The sequence below is a fragment of the Shewanella sp. c952 genome (genome assembly GCF_019654975.1).
Lineage (GTDB): Bacteria > Pseudomonadota > Gammaproteobacteria > Enterobacterales > Shewanellaceae > Shewanella.
Genome location: NZ_BPEW01000029.1, coordinates 40535 through 58612, shown reverse-complemented (window position 1 = coordinate 58612; position 18078 = coordinate 40535). Strand labels below are relative to the sequence as shown.

Sequence of the window (18078 nt, the reverse complement as noted above, 5' to 3'; positions counted from 1 at the left end):
TAAAGTCTGTAATCACCTGTTTCAGCGCTTCAATCACTTGTTCGGTAGCTGATTTTGATAAGGTATCAGCAAAATCTTGCAGCTTAAGCCACAGCTTTTCTGAGAACGCTTCAAAATTTTCTTGCTGCTTAATCGCTTGCTCTTGGGAACTTTTAAGTGACAGTTTGGCGTTATCATTAATGTCTCCGCGCAGGATTTTTAACTGACCAAACAACGTCGACTCTTCATTACCGACAATTGCGTCTTTAAGTATCTTAGTTTCAGCAACCTGCGCTTGCATGGCTCCGAGAATAGCTTCTGGTGTTGCTAAAGAAATACTCTCTTCAACCTGTTTCGGTTTTAAGAATGAGAATGTCGACAGTGTTTTAAAAATCAGCGATAACAGAATACCCGCCAAACTGGTGATAAATGCCGTTTTTAGCCCTTCTAACAGTGGCGGAATACTCGCTTCTATATCTAGCTGATTAAACTCTAGTAAGCCCAGCACAATGCCTAAAAATGTACCAAAAATACCCATAGTGGTTAATAGTGTCGGTACATATTGCACAAACTCAACTTGCTGCGCTTTCTTGGTGAACCAAAGGCCTAAGCCAAATACAATCACCATCGCAACTAATATGCTGCTGCTGACAACGCCAGTATTAAAACCGCGTAATAGACTTTCTAAAGTTTCCATATTTTTACTTCTTTAATTAATAATGTTGTTAAACAGCCTGTTCGACGATGGCGTCGGTGAGGTGGAGTTGGGTGGTTTGGGCATCACTTAAACGGGCTTTGAGTTGGTCGCACAGTGCCATTAGCTCATCGACTTTAGTGACGATGCGGTGTTGTTCTTCGAGTGGGGCTAACGGCAACTTAATCTCGGACAAACTATCAATGTTAAGCTTAGGCATTTTAATGCGGTTTTCAGCTAATCTCACCTGTTCAAGAAATACTTCAGATAATATTGATTTAAGTAGATATTTTGAGTAGATCATTGACTCTAGCGGGTACATATCTGCACTACATAATCCATCGAATTCGGCGATAATAGCTTTAGATAAAGACGGACGAATTTTAGAGTACAAAATTTGGCCATTATAGAATCTACTATTAGGTCCTTTGATTCCGGACTCTTTCACAGTTCTGCGTTTGATAAGTTGACCAGTTCCTTTTTCAATAGAATCAGGTCCAACTTGATCAAAGTCGAGAAAAGCCTCAGGTCTTACTAACTCAGCTTTAAAATTAACTAAGTCACCAAACCTAACCCACTCCCACCCATGCGGCAGTTCAAACGGCTTTTCTTGGTCGGTGATGGCGGGGAGTGGTTTCTGCTTTTTGATTTTTTTGTCAGCGATTAACTGTGCTTTTTCTGCGGCGATACGCTCTAGTAGCTTAGCGGCAGGTTCATAGTTCGCACTATTTCTCGCTTCGCAGCTGGCCTGTTCCACCAGCTTGCCCATGACGGCGAGTTGGAGGATGGTTTGTTTTAGGGTGTCGATGCTGGCGCTGGTGGTGAATAGCGTGTCGAAGTGCTCGGCAACACGTTGCCAGTTCTCTTTGAAAAGTAGCTCAGGACTATCTATAAAGTGCGGCTCATGGCTGTTCTCAAAAGAAGGATCAGGGCTTTGTGCATGTTCAGAACCGGCTGCTGAACTAAGGCTGTTTGCTGTTTTGCTGCCACTGGCTGTTTGGGCACCTGTTGGCTGAGCGGTGTTAGGCAGTAACAGCGCATTAAGCAGGGTTTCGACTATGGTTTGATGTGCGCTGATACTCGCTTCTGTTTGCGCTTCAAGGGCATCACACAAGCTCATCAGCTCATCGACTTTAGCGACGATGCGGTGTTGTTCTTCGATCGGAGGAATAGGAATAATAAATTTAGCAATATTACTCATACTAAGATTAGGCCTAGCATTTTCAACTTGCTTGTCATACATATACGAAATGCATGTATGACTATTAAAAAATTTCAGAAAAAAATCTGGAACTATATGCTTTGAAAATGACCTGATTAAGCAAACTGCTTGATTTATATTAGCGACTTCATTTAAGTCAAATATTGCACATCTCCCTATTGAAGCGCCAACAATATTCATTAAGAAATCATTCTTTCTCAGAATTGAACGAGGTTCAATTTCATTAAACGTCCTTTCAACATATTTTTTCTTATCAAGTAATATCTTAAAAGCGCCAACATTTTCACTGGTAACAAAAAGAACATCGTCTGGGTTATCTGTATAGGAAACACCCTGCCATTTAGGAGATGATCCTTTTGTAATTAACTCACACATATTTTCTAATCGTAAAAATGACCAATTAACTGGCAGCTCAAACGGCTTTTCATCCTTGCTAATTTCAGGCAGGGCTTTTGGCTTTTTAATCTTCTTGTCTTTGACCAATTGCGCTTTTTCAGCAGCAATACGTTCAAGCAAGACTGATGCAGGTTCGTCTTTCTCATCTTGTGGGACCAACTTACCGCGCACGGCGAGTTCTAAAATCAGTTCGCGTAGCTTTTTAATGCCATGCAGAGAAAACTTCTTCGATGAACCACGACCTGATGGTGACTTTTGCTTGATGGCTGAAGTCCAAATATCGATATGGTCAGTGATAATATTTAAATTGGTTGAGTCTACTTTTGATGCTGTTTTTGATTTTGTAGGTAAAGAGTCAGCCATTACTTGTTATCTCCGCTCTTTACTGGAGTAACAGGTGCTGGAGCCAGTGCAGCCGCGAGAATACCTTTAAGCTGATCACGCAAGGCTTGAATATCGGCTTGCTGCTTGGCGTAGTCTTGGAGTAATGCTTGTGGGTCGTGACTGATGACCTCGCCCACATGTTGATTTTTAATATCAAGGTTGTAGTTACGCTTGATGATGTCTTCAATTGACACCTTCCAGGCTTGCTCGTTCTCTACCCGCGACGCAAAACCGTCAGCCTCGTTGCCCCACCAGCTCAGTTCAGGTGCAAACTCTTCAAAGCGCATGGGCTTGGTTTTGTTGTAGTTCTTTACCCCTGCTGGGTATGGATGCTCGTAGAACCATACGTCAGTTGTTGGCTGGCCTTTAGTGAAGAACAGAATGTTAGTTTTAATGCCTGTGTAGGGGTTAAATACACCGTTAGGTAAACGCACTATGGTGTGCAGGTTACATTCATCCAACAGTAGCTTTTTGATTTTGGTTTTAACGCCTTCACCAAACAGGGTGCCGTCTGGTAATACCACGGCAGCGCGCCCTTTCGTTGCTAAGACCTCAATAATGAGCTGTAGGAACAAATCAGCTGTTTCACGGGTTTGATACTCGCTGGGGAAGTTCTTTTCAATACCGTCTTCTTCAGTGCCACCAAATGGCGGGTTGGTGATGATGACATCTACTTGATCATCCCAACTTGAAAGCGGCTTGTTTAAGGTATTGCCGTGTTTGATTTGTACTGGTACTTCTATGCCGTGCAACATCATATTGGTGGTACACAATAAATGTGGCAGTTGTTTTTTCTCGACCCCATGGATTTGTTTTTGTAGCTGCTGGTGGTCTTCCGCAGTTTTAACGTAGTTGGCTTTAACATGGTCAAAGGCACATGCTAAAAAGCCGCCAGTACCACAAGCTGGGTCCATGATGGACTCGCCAAGCTTAGGGTCAGTTACTGCAACAATAAACTTAGTGATGGCGCGTGGTGTATAGAACTCACCTGCATTACCGGCGCTTTGTAAGTCTTTTAAGATTTGCTCATAAAGGTCACCAAATAGATGACGCTCTTTTGAGTCGGTAAAATCAATCTCGTTGAGCTTGTTGATCACTTGGCGCAGTAGCGTGCCGTTTTTCATGTAATTAAAGGCATCAGAAAATGCGGCTTTGACTACATAACCACGGGGATTTTTGTCGATTGGCGCAATCAGGCTTTTAAGCTGTGGGAATAGCTCGTCATTGACAAACTCAAGTAATTCGTCACCGGTAATGCCTTGGTTATCTGCCGCCCAATTGCGCCATAAAAACTCTTCAGGGATTGGCTCACGGTAATCGTCTAGTTCAAGCTCCAACTCTTCTTCTTGGGCATCAAACACTTTTAAGAAGAGTAACCAAGACATTTGCCCTAGGCGCTGTGCATCACCATCGACCCCAGCATCTTTACGCATAATATCTTGGATGGATTTAACTGCTGAACTGATAGACATAAAACTTTCCTGAATACAAAAAAACTGCTTAGGATAGTAGCAAAAACACTACATCAATACACTGAATAATAAGCCATAAAAGGCTCATAAACATGATGAAACTCTCCTGCTCGATAAATTACAGAGTTGACTGCTCGGTTATTATTAGAAGCATTTTTAAAAATGAGATATAAACGTATGCAGTAATCAATTAACTATGATTAAATAATTGCCAAACAACTGATTAACAAGGATGAAAGTTAGTGGTGTCCCATGATTATTGAATGCCCCCATTGCAGCGAAGATAATAAAATCGAGTACGCTGAAAACATACGCTGTAAGAAGTGTGAGAAAGACTACAAAGGTTTTGAATTTTCTAAACGAAAAATCATAACAGGCACTGCGCTCGCCCTTTTAACTTATGTTGGCTTTCATACTCTCAATGATGAGATTAAAGGCTATGGTGAGCGTTACCCAATAGCGGTGGAATATGCGTTGCTGGATAGCTGTATTAATGGAAGTACAAATTCTATTTCTAAAAGCAACTATCTCAGCAAGCGCGATGCTTGCCTATGCGCGCTTAAAGATACTCAGGAAGATTATCCTTATGCTGACTATAAAGACAATGTGAAAGGCTTTGTTCCTATTTTTCGTCAGAATGCTAAGAGCTGCCGATAATTTATAGGTAAACAAGCGGTCACCAATGGTGACCGCTTTAGTCGAATTTAACGTTACATCGTTTTACTTACCCTTTGGGACGTTACCTCGACTTTTGCCAGACGGTTTACCTGTTGTGCTAGGGTAGTTGGGGTTGTTACTTGGGCGAGATGTTGCCGGTGCTTTAGAGTTTGATTTGGGTGTTGATTTGTTCATGGTAATCTCCTTATTTGCCTGACTTTTTGTTGGTTTCTGCTGCACGTTGTGCACGAGCACCAAAACTACCTTTGTCTACCTTGCCACCATTTTGCTTGGCTGTGCCTGAGTGAATGCGAGCAGCGGCTTCAGGTGTCATTGGGGTTTTACTTTTAGTCATGTTTAATTCCTTTTTACTGGTTAATTTAATTAGTGTCTTCGCTAAGACAGGCACAGAATGACATAGGGTGTGGGGACCAATGGGGACAGAACTAAAACAAAAACAAATAAAAGTGTTACTGCAAAAACTAAACCTGAGTATTAACAAGTTTGCGGAGTTAGTTTATGAAGCGCTTTATGATGATTTTGATAAAGAGGCTGAGCAAAAGCTTGCTGAGAACATTAAGAAGCAGCTACAACGAAAAACGACCAAAGAGGAAGTGTTAGATTCATACCTTGATATATTAGCAGAACAGCCTAGTTATCAAGCACTCAACCTTGATAAGGTTCGAAGTCAATTTGTTAGTCATAGCTGCTTAAATGATGAGATTACAATTGTTCTTACAGAGCTTTCTGGTGAGCTGGACAACTAATTGTACAATCAAAGGGGCACTCCCCCCTTTGATTTCGTTACTTATTAGCACAAGCTACAATGTTAATCATCTGAGATTGGCGGGCTTTAATTAACCGGTAGTACAGGTAAGCAGTAATAAACGCATCGATTGTCATACCAATACCAAACATAATGGCAATTTTAATGAGTGACGGAATAAACCAGCCAAATTGATAAGCAACAAACGCACTACCATAGAAAAAAGTGTTAACGATTAGCGATTGATACAACATTAAGTCGGTACGACCAATGCCATAAAAGTAGCTATCAATGACATGATTAAAAGCAAAGATAATGTAGAACCCGAGCATCAGCAATGCTAACTGAGCCACGGCTTGTGATTGTTCTATCCCCATCACTTGGCTGATAAATAACTGCCACCCCGCTGTAGAGCATAACCACAACAGGACAAAGGCCAACACCAGTAGCATATAGCCGTTAATTTTATCTGTACTTAAGCCATTATTGTTGGCAGCATCTCGCTTAACCAGCTGCCCTATAGCCAGAATAGGTAATAGCAACCAACCCCAAATGAATTGGTTGGTTAGCCAATAGGTACCAGCCTGCTGCACTTGATTGACTAGCTGTAAAATCATCACCACAAATGCGGTATTACGCACTAATGACTCTAATCCTGATTTCCAGCCTACCCGTAACCACTCTTTGAGCCATGACTGCCCAATAAAATGTATTCGATTTATTGATAACCCTTTACTCGAAAGGTAAACAATAGATATGCCAGCCAAGATGCAATGGGTGATGATGTTTGTCCATGCGATGCCATTTACCCCAAGCTGGTATGAAAACGATAAATGACTCACAAACAAGCTGTCACCAAGGATGATTAACACCGTTTGAAGGATCAGAAGTTTGTAAATTAGCACCTTTTTATTTTTCAGTACCAATACTAAGCTAGCAAATGAAAATACACTCGATATGAAAATACCGAGTGCTTCGAGCCTGATATAGCTGACGGTTTGTGCGACAAGTGTCGTTTGCTGCTGCATGCCTTTCACCAGTTGCGGTGTGAATATGGCGACTAAAACTGTGACAATGGCATAGGCAAGTAGCAGTACTATTAAACCTGTAGAAATACGAATATTGTAAGCTTTCGGCTGTTTTCGTACTTGCCCTAGTATGTAAGCAAAAGGCAATAATAAAGCTTCTGCTAACACCTCATAACCCACATTCAGCCATGCAACTTGCGCTGCAATGCTAAACGACCAAGGTTCAGGTAAGTTACCTAAAAAATGGATTCGAGTGGTTGAATAAATAAGTGGTATTAAACTAGTAAAAATTAGTACCAGTAAGAGCTCAAAATTAATCTGCTTAAAAGCGTTGATGGAAGCTGTTCGCTTTAAGCTTTGGAACATATTTCAACTACACCTTAACTAATGGTTACACGGGTTATATACTCGCCAACGGCCTAACCTTTGGCAGGTGTGCCTTGGCGGATATCATTATGCTGATTGCTGGTGGTTTTGATAAATCTCTGCTTCTAATTCTTTAATGGCTTGCTCATACTGAGGTTTGCCCCCAAAGCCTTTTTTGACAATCTCACTTAGGCTGCCAATTTCGTTAAATGGCTGCACTTTGAGCACTTGCATGGATTCGATTTCTTGCACGCCAACGTCGGCGTATTTTATCAGTAGATTCTCTAAAACAGCTTGTGCTGTATCGGAATATTTAGTGAAATAATTGCGTTTTTTGACATTATTGGCGCGTTCAGCGCGTGTTAGTGGCGGTTGGTCATATACCACGTGACAGATCATATCAAATGGGTCCATGTCTTTACCCACTTCTTCCTCTAGTGCTTGCCAGATAATGCCTTCATTGGCGAGTTCATCAATGATGGCTTGTTTGCGGTCAGACTCGTTCCAACGTTTGACAAATTCATCAAGCGAGCCAAACTGTTTAGCCATGGTTTTACAGGTGTAATCTTTAAAAGATTCGGTCACCAATTTACCGTCGCTGTCGTAGTACTGCACGCGCTCAGCGACCTTACTGACGCTGACTCCCGATACACGGTATTTGTTAATCTTTTGCGGTTCATCGTCAGCCCATTCACCGTCATAACTGCCATCACCTTGGGGTTCTTTTACTGTGTCATCTTGATTGTTATCAGTGCTATGCTCATCAGTTGCCAGCTCAGCATCGGTATTTTCTTCATCTGCATCAATTATTGAATCGCCAATTGAGTCGATATCAATCTCTTCATCTTTAATATCGTCTGGCGTGGCCTTAATGACTTTCTCAGGTGTACCGTCAAAGCGTTCATCAGCAAACAATTCAGTGGCTTTTTTGAAATCTAGAATGGTGAACCATAGCTTGCCGTATCTGTCGTCAATACGTGTACCACGACCAATGATCTGTTTAAACTTGGTCATGGATTGTATGTTTTGGTCCAGTACCACCAGCTTACAGGTTTTAGCATCAACACCAGTGCTCATTAACTCTGAGGTTGTGGCAATAACGGGATAGGACTTTTTGGGATTGATGAAGTTATCGAGCTGGGCTTTACCTAACTCATCATCACCGGTGATCTTCATGACGTATTTTTCGTTCTTGGCCATTTGCTCTGGATTGAGATTAGCGAGAGCACGGCGCATACGGTCTGCGTGGTCAATGTCATTACAGAACACAATGGTTTTAGCCATTGGGTCGGTACGTTTTAGATAGTTGGTGATGGTTTCGGCAACAAGTGTCGTTCGTTCATCAATAACCATGGTGCGATCAAAGTCTTTTTGGTTATAGATGCGGTCTTCAATGATTTCGCCTTGATTATCAATCTGACCTTTAGTGGGTCGCCAGCCTTGCAAATCAACATCAATGTCTACACGCACCACTTTATAAGGTGCTAAGAAACCATCTTCAATACCTTCTTTAAGCGAATAGGTATAGGCCGATTCACCAAAGTAATCAGAGTTAGATACTTCATCGGTTTCTTTAGGTGTGGCCGTTAAACCAACTTGCGCTGCACTGTCGAAGTATTCAAGAATTTCACGCCATGCACTGTCATCAGCGGCGCTCCCTCTATGGCACTCGTCGATGATGATTAAGTCGAAGAAGTCTGGATCAACTTGTTTAAAGGCTTTTTGGCTTTCTTCTGGACCTGTTAATGCTTGGTATAACGCCAGATGGATTTCATATGACGGGTCTACTGTTCTGCCCGTGATCTTGGTCATTGATTGACCAAATGGCTGAAAGTCATTAATACGGGTTTGGTCTACTAGAATATTACGGTCGGCCAAGAACAAGATTCGCTTTTTAGCGCGAGACTTCCATAAACGCCAAATGATTTGAAATGCGGTGTAGGTTTTACCTGTACCGGTAGCCATCACCAAAAGAACACGATCTTTACCTGATGATATTGCTTCTATGGTTTTATTGATGGCTTGTAGTTGATAATAGCGAGGGTGTTTACCGCTGCCATCGTCATAGTATTCTTGGTTAATAATCGGCAGCTGTGATTCGGTGTAACCTTTCCAAATACAGTATTTAGCCCATAATTCTTGTGGCGATGGAAAGTCTTCTAAGCGAATTTCTGATTCTAGGTTGTGTGCTTCAGCGGTACCTAGTTTGGTTTTATCATGAAAGATAAAACCATCACCGTTGGAGGCAAAGATGAAAGGCACTTCAAGCAAGCGTGCATAATCCAACCCTTGCTGCATACCTTTACCAACTTCATGCTTATTGGCTTTAGCTTCAATAACAGCAAGCGGCATGCTCGGTTTATGGTAGAGCACAATATCAGCCGACTTAACGGTTTTACGCACACCTAATTGGCCACGCACAATCACTTTACCATCACGCAGTTTCACCTCTTGGCGAATTTGCGTCATATCATCCCAACCTGCATCAGTAATGGCTGGCATGATGAACTTTGTGATGATATCCGTTTCAGTCAACTTTGCTTTATTAATGCTCATCGCCAATCCAGGTCCTTCTTAGAAGATAACAAACAGTTTCGGACAGTTATGCCCGTTTGGATTGTGCCATAAAGAGCTGGACTAACCTATATTTTGCTTCAAACATAAATGGTTGGTCACAAATTGATCTCAAACAACTTAACATAGAGTTATATCGCCGTAGTCAAAATCTGTATGACGCAACCAATTACATTCAATTGAGTACATTGCACTAGTTACTTAACTCCCACAATGCTCTTTATTTCATGTACATATTCATCCCACAATAAAGCGACCTCTCTAACGACTTTCAGCTCAATTTCTGAATAATTAACATTCAAAAACCATTCGTTAGTATTGCTAGCAACTCTCTGTTTGTAACCAGGTCCTTTTCCCCATTGGCTATTTAGTAACTTCCAAAATTCCGTATCTTTTTCAAGTTCAGACTGATAAGCACTACGTCCCAAAAGGTATGCCACATTTCTTAGTTTTTTTAGCCTAAGATCTGTTGTATTTTTTATCTGCTCAAGCAACATGTAAGCAGGCTGCAACCTGTTATTCGACAGCATATTGTTCACAAGCGTATTTAACTCTGAACATAAAACTTCTGTTTCCTTTACACACTGAGAACGAGAAGCAACTGCAAGTATTTGATAATAATCAAGGCGATGCCAGTCTCCATCTCTATTAACGCTTGCACGTACACTTGCAGCATAAGTTGTTCTACCGAGTATGGTATTAATTAGTTCTTTAAAGTATTTGTCTATTGTTGGCTTACTTCTTTGAGACTTTTGAATCCACGGTTCCAAAGTTTGCCTTACATCATTTTTTGCTTCACTTGAAGAATTAGAGGTCAACTCTCGCTCGATAGCATTTACTGCTTCTGTAATTTGATTTAGCTTTCGTATATGTGCTTTCCTTAACCCAGTTACTTTATTCTCTACGAGTTCCAACACATCACAAGGAGAATCTAATTTAGCATCAAAACAAGGCATACAGAGCTCTTTGATACCACGAGATTGGTCAACAACATTGGTAACCTGCTCAATTCTTACTTCTCTTCCATCTTCAGTGTTAGCGACAGTACCATCGTAATCCATAACATCTTTAGCCTCTCCGTTTCTTTCTAAAATGAGAAGAATTGTTTCAAGACTGATGCGATTCTCTAATCCAGCTTTACTCGCAAAATCAAGTAGGTTCATTGTAGTTTTATCAGGAGCATCATTGAACCGAGTACAAAGCACACATATTGTTCTATCGTCGTTCAGGTAAGAATCCAAATCATGTCTATTAGCGATCTGGTCAACCCCTTTAGTATCGACGATAGTAATAGACACATCTGAATTAGTAAAAGTAAGATCTGGAATTGTTAGGATCATCTTCTTGGGCAGACTCACATTACCTTTCAGACCTGAGTTAATGTTTTTAAACGTCTCATGCATCCAACTCATACCGTTCTGTTCACCATCAAAAACATGCCTTGTAACTGTTCTTTTATCTAACATAATTAGACGTTTAAACTCATCAAACAACTCTATCGCTGATGAGAATTTTCCAGCTAGAACTTTCGCTTTATCAATACGTACCTTATTACCATTTTTGTCTTTTCTTATGCATTTAAGATCTAACATGTTTCTCAACGCCCTATCAACTTCGGCGCTTAACTTGAAACTTTCTCTATCACTCTCATCGCCATTTCCAGGCATTAAATATTGAGCAAACTCTAATAAGTATGCATAGACCTCTTTATCACTGTGAGGTACGAGTTCAACTTTTAATGCAGATCCAGATTTCAATTGTACTTCGCAAAGCGTAGTTCGTCCGGAACCAGTGCTGAGCAATGGAACTCCGTTGTGAATCAAACCCAAAAGGTGACAAATAGCCGTAGTTTTACCTGCGCCTACATTGCCAATAAATGCAATATTATGATTAAGGTCAGCCAAATAATCGCGGCTAATCTCATAGAGTTCTGAGAAGTTCTCTAACTGTGCTCGGGTATTATTTTCCTCCGGAAGAGTTGAAATCAACCTGTTAATCGTCTCTATAGTCTCGTGTTCCATGCTAACCCCTGAATATTGTTTGATACTTTAACTTTGGATTTAGCAATTATCATGTCTATTTAAGTTAATATATAACCAATAACTATTAGCGAATCGAATACGTAAACTAAACAGGTCGCGCATAGATCTAAAAGATTTTCAAATATGGATTGTTTATTTCGCATGACATAGAGCTATAGGAACACAAGTGGGAACACCGCAATCAATATTCCTGGTGTTTGCATTTAATTACAAAAGCTTACGCCAGAAAATAGAGCCCCGCCGCCTCCACCAAATACTAAGAAGGGTCATCAGCAATGATGACCCTTTTTTTATGTCTTGAATTTAAGAATGTCTCCCTACTATGATTGCAGGGAGATTAGTTGCAAATTTAACCTACTCGGTTAACCCTCTGCGGATGAGTAGGTTGTCGATGTTCGGTTCGCCGCCAGTGAAGTTAATGTAGTCTTGCATTAAATCTTGGCTGTTACCTTTCGACAAAATAGCTTCGCGGAATTTGTCGCCATTATCATGCGATAACCCACCGGTTTTATTCATGTAAGAGAACGCATCAGCAGCTAATACTTCTGTCCATAAATAGGCGTAATAACCTGCAGAGTAACCACCGCTAAAGCTGTGGCTAAAGTAGCTAGTCTTGTATCTAGGCGGAACAGCAGCATAGTCGATACCGTGTTTAGCAAGCACTTTATGCTCAAACTCCTCTACATTTGAAATTTGTGTGTTTGCGGGCACTGAGTGCCACTCCATATCTAAAATAGCCGCAGCTAGATATTCGGTGGTGTCGTGACCCTGATTAAATTTATGAGATTTTAATATTTTATCTAACAGCGAAGCTGGAATTGGTTTTCCAGTCTGATAATGCTTGGCGTAATGAGAAATCACCTCAGGGTTAATGTCCCAGTCCTCATTAAACTGTGATGGAAACTCAACGAAATCTCTAGCAGTTGCAGTGCCTGCAATACTTGGGTATTTCACTTGAGAGAACAAACCATGTACTGCGTGACCAAACTCATGGAACATTGTTGATACTTCGTCGAACGTCATCAACGTAGGATTTCCCGCAGAAGGCTTTGGTATGTTAAGCGCGTTATAAACGACCGGCTTATTGCCCATTAGGCCTGACTGCGTCACTAGTTCATCCATCCAAGCACCACCGCTCTTGCCAGGCCTTGCGTATGGATCAAGGTAGAAGATCCCCACTGAGCTCGAATCTTTGTTAAAGACCTCAAATGCTAAGACATCATCATTCCATACCGGCAGATCGGGCCTTGGTTTGACTTCAATCCCGTAGAGCTTGTTCATTGCATAGAACAACCCGTCTTTTAGCACTCGGTTAAATTCAAAATAGGGCTTTATCTGACTCTCATCGAGGTTGTACTTTTCTTTACGCACCTTTTCTGCGTAGAACGCCCAATCCCATGGTTGTAACTCAAAACTCACGCCCTCTTTTGCCATTTCAGCTTGTATGTCTTGCGCTTCTGAATCCGCTTTCGCGACAGCTTTGGGCACTAAGGCATCAAGTATGTCGAACACTGCAGATGGGGTTTTAGCCATCTGGTCGGCAACCGCATAAGCAGCCCAGCTTGAATAGCCAAGTAATGCTGCTTTTTCAGCACGTAGCCTAGCAATTTTTAGTGCTAACGGGCCATTGTTAGACATGGCGCGAGTTGAAGATGCTTGCCATATCTGTTGACGTAAATCACGGTTGGTTAATTGGGCCAATATCGGTTGTCTGGTAGTGTTTACCAAGGTGATCATGTAACCCGTTTTACCTGCTGATTTAGCCGCGGCGGCCAAAGATGAGATTTCATCTGCTGACAGTCCATCTAGCTTGCTTTTATCCTGCACTAAAACGACATCGCTTTTAAATGATTCAAGGATGTTATTTGAAAACTCTGCAGTGTCTTTAGCTAACGAGGCATTGATACTGCGAATTTTGGCTTGCTCGGCTGCAGATAACTTGGCACCAGCACGGAGAAAGTTATTGTAATAGATCTCTGTTAAACGTTTTTGTTCACCTTTTAGTGCGGACCTATGTTGATACACAGCTTCCACTCGAGCAAACAACTTCTGGTTGAGATAGATATTGTCGCCATGATTGGTGAGCTCTGGGGTAATGGTCTGTTGGATCTTTTGCATCTCATCATTCGACATTAAAGACGATAAAGCAAAGAACACTCGTGACACGTGGTTTAATGCTGCGCCGGAAGATTCCATTGCTGAGATAGTATTCTCAAAATCTGCTGCTGATGGATTGTTGATGATAGAGGCTAGCTCTTCATCATGGCGTCGTATTCCCTCTCTAAATGCGGGTAGATAATCTGTTGATTTTATTTTATCAAATTGAGGCGCGTGATCTTGCAGCGGACTAGGGTAAAGCAATACATTACTGCTATTGCTCATACCGACTTTAGCTGTCGACATATCATTTGACGATGATGAACAACCGCCTAGAACAAATGCCATGGTGATTGTAAGTGTGATTAAATTCTTGCGCATGTGCTTTCCTTCCTTTTTTAAGTTTTATAATTAAGCTCGCTATATGAAACATTTCTTCAAGGTGTTGCTAAGGTTTAGTGCTGTTTTTTGATACCTATTATTTGGCTATCTCACCAAAACTAATTAGTTAAAAGTGCTAGCGGGGTTTGTGTCACTAACTGAAAATCCAGCGCCATAGTGACGCTTAGCGCTGTAATCGTGATGATGGAAAAACCAAAGAGTTGTCGTGCCCAACGCTGTAGGTTTACCCCATGGCGATAGCCTTGTAATGCCATCGCCAGCCACCATAGACTGGTAGCACAAGTAACCGCCATAAAGGTCAATCCCGTGTAGCCGGCGAGTGGCAGTGAAGCGCTAACCAAAGCAAACACAGCGATATAAAGCACGATATGAAGCTTTGCCTTAGTGATCCCCGATGCAACCGGTAATACTGGGATTTTTGCTGCTGAATAATCGTTAAAGCGAAAGATTGCTATCGCATAAGAGTGCGGCATCTGCCACAGGCTAAACATCAGTAATAGAATAATGGCAGCAATATCGAGTTGGCCTGTCACTGCGCAGTAGCCGACCACAGGTGGAACAGCACCTGAGATGCTGCCCACCAATGTGCCGTAGACTGAGTTTCGCTTCATATACAAGCTGTAAACACCGACATAAATCAGATAGCCAAGTGCAGCAAATAACAAGGCAACCTTATTGGTAAAAATCCCCAACATGGCAAAGCCAAGAACACCTAACACTAGGCCAAAAATCAGTGCCGAGCGCAGCGAGATCTGCCCCGTAACCGTGACTCTATGGCGGGTTCGTTGCATCTTGCCGTCGATATCGCGGTCAATACAGTTATTAATCACGCAGCCAGAAGCAACCACCAGAGATAAACCAAGCAAAGTGGCAAGCATCAAGAGCCAATTTACATCACCCTTTGCAGCTAACAAGAAGCCACCCGCGACGGAAATCAAATTACCCATGATGATGCCAGGCTTAGTGACCTGAGCATAACTTCGTATCGTTGACTTCAATCGTGCTGACATAAACCGGTCTTGAATTCTCATGACATCATTCTCACTACATCATCAATGCATTGGCGGCGTAGATAATCCACACCGACAAGCCCACAACCATGACAATAATCAAAGCGGTGAATAAAAAAGAGAATGTATTGAGTTTGCCCTCTTTTGAGAAATCGAGATGCAAGAAGTACTTGAGGTGCACCACAATCTGTACCACTGCAGATCCAAGCACTAGCGCGATTGTTAACGGTTTCTCAAAGCAGTGGCTCATCACCGCCAAAAATGGAATTGCCGTTAAAACCACTGACAACATAAAGCCAACCAAATAGGACTTCACTTGACTTGAAAGGTCATCAGTCTGCTGTGTTGCTAAAGTATTTCCCTGTCCCATCACAAAGCTCCCAATAGATAAACAACAGTGAATACACAGATCCATACAATATCGAGAAAATGCCAGAACAAACTTAAGCAACCAAGACGTGTAATACTGCGGTTATTCAGCCCAGTTTTTAGCACCTCTATCATCAATACTGCCATCCAGATCAAACCAGCAGTGACATGTAATCCATGCATACCGACTAAGGCAAAGAAAGAGGATAAAAATGCACTGCGTTGAGGTCCATTGCCCTGCTCTATTAAGTGATGGAACTCATAAATTTCCATACCTATAAACACACAACCGAGGGCAAAAGTGATCAATAACCAGATCACAGTTGCTCTGCGGTTATGTCGTTTAGCAAAAATTAACGCCAAGCCAAAAGTGATACTACTGAGCAATAACGCTGCGGTTTCAATCAAGACAAAATTCAACTCAAAAATGTCTTTCCCCGAAACGCCACCATCAGTATTCATATAGAGCACTGCATAAGTTGCAAACACAGACGCAAACAAAATGCAGTCGGTCATCAAGTAGAGCCAAAAACCGAATAGCGTATTTTGGCTGCTGTCGTGATGTTCGCCATGTGCCGCGTTAATCACCGTTTCAGAGGGAGTAACGTTTAGGTCTGTTTTAATGGCTGTATTCATACTGCCCCCCTTGCAACCTTGTCTAAATGCGCATTCTCAATAGTGGCAACCTCTTTAGGCTGCACATAATAATCATGGTCATTGCCATAGGCGCGAAATAGAAAAACCACAAAGGCACCAAGCATGCCTGCGATTGCCAGCCATAAAATATGCCAAACGGCAGCAAAACCGGCAGCAGTGATGCCAATAGCCATCAATATCCCGCAGGCAGTATTTTTGGGCATATGAATAGCCTCATAGTGAGTAGGTCTTTGGTACGCTTGCCCTTTCTCTTTCTGATCAGTAAAAGCATCGATATCTGATACATGAGGAAGTTTGGCAAAGTTATAGAACTGAGGCGGAGATGAAGTTGACCATTCCAAGGTATGGCCATTCCATGGATCACCGGTGGTGTCGAGGTTTTGTTCGCGATCGCGAAAACTCACATACAGCTGTACAAACTGCAAAATGATGCCAACGAAGATAATAAACGCACCAACCGCCGCAAAGTAGATCCAGAAGTTCCAAGCGGGATTATCAGTATGACTAAGGCGACGGGTCATACCTAAGAATCCCAACACATATAACGGCATAAAGGCCACGTAAAAACCTATCTGCCAGCACCAGAATGCTGCTTTGCCTAACCGCTCGTTAAGGTGGAAGCCCATGGCTTTAGGGAACCAATAGGAGAATCCGGCTAAATAGCCAAATACTGCGCCACCTAAAATGGTGTTATGAAAGTGAGCGATTAAAAACAGACTGTTATGCAATACATAGTCGGCACCAGGTACAGCCAGCAATACGCCTGTCATTCCGCCTATCGTGAAGGTCACCATAAAGCCCAGTGTCCATAAAACGGGGACCGTTACCTTTAAGCGACCGCGATAGATAGTGAACAACCAGTTAAATAACTTCACCCCAGTCGGCACCGCAATCACCATGGTCATGACACCGAAAAACGCATTTACATTGGCGCTAGATCCCATGGTAAAAAAGTGATGCAACCAAACGATAAAGCCCAAGATTGAGATAGCACCACTCGCCCAAACCATGGAGGTGTAACCAAACAAACGTTTAGAGGTAAAGGTTGAGATCACTTCAGAGAAAATACCGAAAGCGGGCAAGATAAGAATATAGACCTCAGGATGACCCCAAGCCCAAAACAGGTTGATATACATCATGGCGTTACCGCCACCGGCATTGGTAAAGAAGTGGAAATCCATGTAGCGATCTAAGGTCAACATGCCAAGTAGCGCGGTTAAAATTGGAAACGATGCCACGATTAGAATGTTGGCCCACGTGCAGGTCCAAGTGAAAATGGGCATCTGCATTAACTTCATACCTGGTGCACGCATTTTAAGCACTGTGGCGATAAAGTTGACCCCAGTTAATGTGGTGCCAATGCCAGAGATCTGTAACGCCCAAATGTAGTAGTCAACACCTACTCCGGGGCTAAATGCCAACTCAGATAATGGTGGATACGCAACCCAGCCCGTCTTAGCAAACTCACCTAAACCCAATGAGATGTTAATCAACACAGCTCCTGAAGTGGTGAGCCAGAAACTCAAGTTATTCAGGAAGGGAAATGCGACATCTCGAGCGCCTATTTGCAATGGCAACACCAAGTTCATCAGACCAATCATGAATGGCATGGCCATAAAGATAATCATGATGACGCCGTGAGCAGTAAATATTTGATCGTAATGTTCTGGCGGTAAATATCCAGCCGCACCATTAGTCGCTAATGCTTGCTGGGTTCGCATCATAATGGCATCAGAAAAGCCGCGCACTAACATCACTAATGCCAGCACGATATACATGATACCTAGACGCTTATGATCAACCGAGGTAAACCAGTCACTCCATAACACGCCCCACTTTCTGTATTTTGTAATTAGGGCCGCGATGGCAACCGCAAGGACTGCAACAACAGCTAACGTCACCATGATAATTGGCTCATGGTAGGGAATTGATTCTAGTGTTAATTTTCCAAGAATAGACATGG

The 18078-nt window shown here is 42.2% G+C and carries 15 protein-coding genes; 2 read left to right on the top strand and 13 right to left on the bottom strand.

Going from position 1 to position 18078, the window contains the following annotated elements:
• From K5R16_RS16975 to K5R16_RS16965, 3 genes are all read right to left on the bottom strand, one after another.
• Positions 1-676, bottom strand: a 676-nt coding sequence (locus K5R16_RS16975; RefSeq protein ID WP_220738859.1) for a MotA/TolQ/ExbB proton channel family protein, incomplete at its 3' end; no start/stop codon positions are given.
• Between the two features lie 28 nt (positions 677-704).
• Positions 705-2654 carry a restriction endonuclease subunit S gene (locus K5R16_RS16970; RefSeq protein WP_220738857.1) on the bottom strand — a complete coding sequence of 650 codons (1950 nt, stop codon included), beginning with the start codon at positions 2652-2654 and terminating at the stop codon, positions 705-707.
• Complete coding sequence (locus tag K5R16_RS16965) at positions 2654-4147, bottom strand: N-6 DNA methylase (protein ID WP_220738855.1); 1494 nt, start codon at positions 4145-4147, stop codon at positions 2654-2656. The genes K5R16_RS16970 and K5R16_RS16965 overlap by 1 nt, the downstream gene beginning before the upstream one ends.
• 252 nt (positions 4148-4399) lie before the next feature.
• Between K5R16_RS16965 and K5R16_RS16960 the strand changes: the two genes are divergently transcribed.
• Positions 4400-4804, top strand: a complete 405-nt coding sequence (locus K5R16_RS16960; RefSeq protein WP_220738853.1) for a hypothetical protein — start codon at positions 4400-4402, stop codon at positions 4802-4804.
• A gap of 63 nt (positions 4805-4867) precedes the next feature.
• On the opposite strand, the gene K5R16_RS22515 is transcribed toward K5R16_RS16960, so the two are convergent.
• A complete protein-coding gene (locus K5R16_RS22515) occupies positions 4868-4999 on the bottom strand; it encodes a hypothetical protein (RefSeq protein ID WP_259649915.1) in 132 nt (43 codons plus the stop codon).
• Between the two features lie 10 nt (positions 5000-5009).
• Positions 5010-5159: a hypothetical protein gene (locus K5R16_RS16955; RefSeq protein WP_220738851.1), complete on the bottom strand. Its 150-nt coding sequence runs from the start codon at positions 5157-5159 to the stop codon at positions 5010-5012.
• Positions 5160-5238: 79 nt separating this feature from the next.
• Here K5R16_RS16955 and K5R16_RS16950 point away from each other — a divergent pair, with 79 nt between their 5' ends.
• The gene (locus K5R16_RS16950) at positions 5239-5571 is read left to right on the top strand and encodes a hypothetical protein (RefSeq protein WP_220738849.1); all 333 of its coding nucleotides are present in this window, start codon (positions 5239-5241) and stop codon (positions 5569-5571) included.
• 37 nt (positions 5572-5608) lie between these two features.
• On the opposite strand, the gene K5R16_RS16945 is transcribed toward K5R16_RS16950, so the two are convergent.
• The 8 genes from K5R16_RS16945 to cyoB form a co-directional block, all read right to left on the bottom strand.
• Positions 5609-6964, bottom strand: a complete 1356-nt coding sequence (locus K5R16_RS16945; RefSeq protein ID WP_220738847.1) for an MATE family Na+-driven efflux transporter — start codon at positions 6962-6964, stop codon at positions 5609-5611.
• An 87-nt stretch (positions 6965-7051) separates the two neighbouring features.
• On the bottom strand, positions 7052-9520 hold the full coding sequence (gene hsdR, locus K5R16_RS16940) for an EcoAI/FtnUII family type I restriction enzme subunit R (RefSeq protein WP_220738845.1): 2469 nt from the start codon (positions 9518-9520) through the stop codon (positions 7052-7054).
• Positions 9521-9735: 215 nt separating this feature from the next.
• Positions 9736-11559 carry a hypothetical protein gene (locus tag K5R16_RS16935; protein ID WP_220738843.1) on the bottom strand — a complete coding sequence of 608 codons (1824 nt, stop codon included), beginning with the start codon at positions 11557-11559 and terminating at the stop codon, positions 9736-9738.
• Between the two features lie 375 nt (positions 11560-11934).
• On the bottom strand, positions 11935-14058 hold the full coding sequence (locus K5R16_RS16930) for a M3 family metallopeptidase (RefSeq protein ID WP_220738841.1): 2124 nt from the start codon (positions 14056-14058) through the stop codon (positions 11935-11937).
• Positions 14059-14177: 119 nt separating this feature from the next.
• Complete coding sequence (cyoE, locus tag K5R16_RS16925; protein WP_220738839.1) at positions 14178-15110, bottom strand: heme o synthase; 933 nt, start codon at positions 15108-15110, stop codon at positions 14178-14180.
• 13 nt (positions 15111-15123) lie between these two features.
• A complete protein-coding gene (gene cyoD, locus K5R16_RS16920; RefSeq protein WP_220738837.1) occupies positions 15124-15459 on the bottom strand; it encodes a cytochrome o ubiquinol oxidase subunit IV in 336 nt (111 codons plus the stop codon).
• Entirely contained in the window at positions 15459-16094 is a 636-nt protein-coding gene (gene cyoC / locus K5R16_RS16915) for a cytochrome o ubiquinol oxidase subunit III (protein ID WP_220738835.1), read from the bottom strand. Before cyoC ends, cyoD begins: the two co-directional genes overlap by 1 nt.
• Positions 16091-18076, bottom strand: coding sequence for a cytochrome o ubiquinol oxidase subunit I (gene cyoB / locus K5R16_RS16910; RefSeq protein WP_220738833.1), 1986 nt, complete (start codon positions 18074-18076; stop codon positions 16091-16093). The genes cyoC and cyoB overlap by 4 nt, the downstream gene beginning before the upstream one ends.
• Between the last annotated feature and the right edge of the window lie 2 nt (positions 18077-18078).

Excerpts from the sequence above, each read along its gene's own strand:
- K5R16_RS16970 (WP_220738857.1), bottom strand. The coding sequence starts at position 2,654 with ATGGCTGACTCTTTACCTACAAAATCAAAAACAGCATCAAAAGTAGAC.
- K5R16_RS16965 (WP_220738855.1), bottom strand. The coding sequence starts at position 4,147 with ATGTCTATCAGTTCAGCAGTTAAATCCATCCAAGATATTATGCGTAAA.
- K5R16_RS16960 (WP_220738853.1), top strand. The coding sequence starts at position 4,400 with ATGATTATTGAATGCCCCCATTGCAGCGAAGATAATAAAATCGAGTAC.
- K5R16_RS22515 (WP_259649915.1), bottom strand. The coding sequence starts at position 4,999 with ATGAACAAATCAACACCCAAATCAAACTCTAAAGCACCGGCAACATCT.
- K5R16_RS16955 (WP_220738851.1), bottom strand. The coding sequence starts at position 5,159 with ATGACTAAAAGTAAAACCCCAATGACACCTGAAGCCGCTGCTCGCATT.
- K5R16_RS16950 (WP_220738849.1), top strand. The coding sequence starts at position 5,239 with ATGGGGACAGAACTAAAACAAAAACAAATAAAAGTGTTACTGCAAAAA.
- K5R16_RS16945 (WP_220738847.1), bottom strand. The coding sequence starts at position 6,964 with ATGTTCCAAAGCTTAAAGCGAACAGCTTCCATCAACGCTTTTAAGCAG.
- hsdR (WP_220738845.1), bottom strand. The coding sequence starts at position 9,520 with ATGAGCATTAATAAAGCAAAGTTGACTGAAACGGATATCATCACAAAG.
- K5R16_RS16935 (WP_220738843.1), bottom strand. The coding sequence starts at position 11,559 with ATGGAACACGAGACTATAGAGACGATTAACAGGTTGATTTCAACTCTT.
- K5R16_RS16930 (WP_220738841.1), bottom strand. The coding sequence starts at position 14,058 with ATGCGCAAGAATTTAATCACACTTACAATCACCATGGCATTTGTTCTA.
- cyoE (WP_220738839.1), bottom strand. The coding sequence starts at position 15,110 with ATGAGAATTCAAGACCGGTTTATGTCAGCACGATTGAAGTCAACGATA.
- cyoD (WP_220738837.1), bottom strand. The coding sequence starts at position 15,459 with ATGGGACAGGGAAATACTTTAGCAACACAGCAGACTGATGACCTTTCA.
- cyoC (WP_220738835.1), bottom strand. The coding sequence starts at position 16,094 with ATGAATACAGCCATTAAAACAGACCTAAACGTTACTCCCTCTGAAACG.
- cyoB (WP_220738833.1), bottom strand. The coding sequence starts at position 18,076 with ATGTCTATTCTTGGAAAATTAACACTAGAATCAATTCCCTACCATGAG.